Source organism: Affinibrenneria salicis (genome assembly GCF_008710095.1).
In genome coordinates this window covers 1-1,627 of sequence record NZ_VYKJ01000044.1, presented here as the reverse complement: position 1 = coordinate 1,627, position 1,627 = coordinate 1, and the positions used below count along the sequence as shown (strand labels likewise).

The following is a 1,627-nucleotide window of genomic DNA, read 5'->3' as shown; positions in this document are numbered from 1 at the left end:
CCCCCTCTGGCAGGATAGTTGACACCCCATACTGAAAATCTCTATGGGGGCAACGGAGCCTGTTATGAAACGTTATTCACCGGAACGTAAAGCCGCAGTTTTGGCCAAATTACTGCCACCCTACAACATGGCCGTTACCGCACTTGCACAACAGGAAGGGATATCGGAAGCTACCCTTTATAATTGGCGGATCCAAGCCAAACTGGAGGGGAAACCGGTGCCCGGAGCTAACAAAACCACCGACCTTTGGTCGACAGAAGCGCGCTTTGCGGTCATCGTTGAAACCGCCACACTCAGTGAAGCCGAACTGAGTGAATACTGCCGTCGCAAAGGCCTCTATCCTGAACAAATTGCCCAATGGAAACAGGCTTTTCTCCATACGCCACAAGCTGATACCCGCCAGTCGCAAAAGCAGGCCCAAAAGAAAATCAAAGGGCTGGAGCGCGAATTGGCGCGCAAAGAAAAGGCCCTGGCCGAGGCGGCAGCGTTGCTGGTCTTGCGAAAAAAGCTGAATCACTATTACGGTGTGGAGGACGAGGACGACTGACCCCTGCCCATGAACGCACGCAGCTTATCCAGTGGACAGGTGAAGCCATGTGCGCCGGCGCACGTCTGCTCTCAGCTTGCCGGGAAGTGGGGGTCAGCCTGAGCACCTGGCGGCGCTGGCACGGCCAGGCTGAAGACCGTCGCCCCACGGCAGCGCGTCCGGTACCGGCCAATAAACTGACGGCTGAGGAAGAGCATCAGATAGTCGCGGTATGTAACGAGCCGGAATATGCCAGCTTGCCGCCGGCACAGATCGTGCCACGGTTGGCGGACAAGGGCATCTACCTGGCCAGTGAGTCGACGTTTTACCGGGTGCTCCGGCGACACGGTCAGGTACATCATCGAGGCCGCAGTCGGGCACCGTTGAAAGTGAATAAACCGACCAGTTATCAGGCTCTCGAGCCACGCCAGGTGTGGACGTGGGACGTCACCTGGTTAGCCTCACGGGTTCGTGGTCGCTATTTTTATCTGTATCTAATAGAAGATATTTTTAGCCGGAAAATCGTCGGTTATGAGGTTCATGAAGAGGAAAACGGCGAGCAGGCCGCCGCGCTCCTGCACCGCACAGTATTACGTGAAGGGTGCTACCGACACCCGTTAGTGCTTCATGCCGACAATGGTGCGCCAATGAAATCCCAGACGTTGAAAGCGAAACTGGAAGAACTGAAGATCACCGGCTCGCACAGTCGCCCACGAGTCAGCAACGATAATCCCTATGTGGAGTCGCTGTTCAGGACGCTAAAATATATTCCGGCGTGGCCGTCATCAGGCTTCCTGGGTCTGGATGAAGCGCGGCGTTGGGTCGAGGAGTTCAGGCGGTGGTATAACGAAGAGCACCGGCATAGCGCCATCGGTTATGTGACCCCGGGCCAACGGCATCGAGGGGAAGATATAAACCTGCTGGCAAAACGAAAAGCCTTGTATGAGACGGCTCAAAAAGCCCGACCGGAACGGTGGTCAACTTCATGCCGTCAATGGCAGCGGGTCGAGGTGGTGATGTTGAATCCAGAGAAGCCAGAAACTGGTCTGAAAACGGCAGCATAAAAACGAATAAGGGTGTCAACTTCGTTGACAGCTACCG

General features: G+C 55.6%; 1 protein-coding gene. It reads left to right on the top strand.

The genetic code is table 11. The features are described 5' to 3' along the window. The first annotated feature begins 64 nt into the window (after positions 1 to 64). Positions 65 to 1,590 (top strand): IS3 family transposase gene (locus tag FJU30_RS26715; protein ID WP_150437936.1). Its coding sequence is split into 2 segments (ribosomal slippage): positions 65 to 500 and positions 500 to 1,590, totalling 1,527 coding nucleotides; the frame shifts between segments, so codons are not numbered across the junction. Positions 1,591 to 1,627 lie beyond the last annotated feature (37 nt).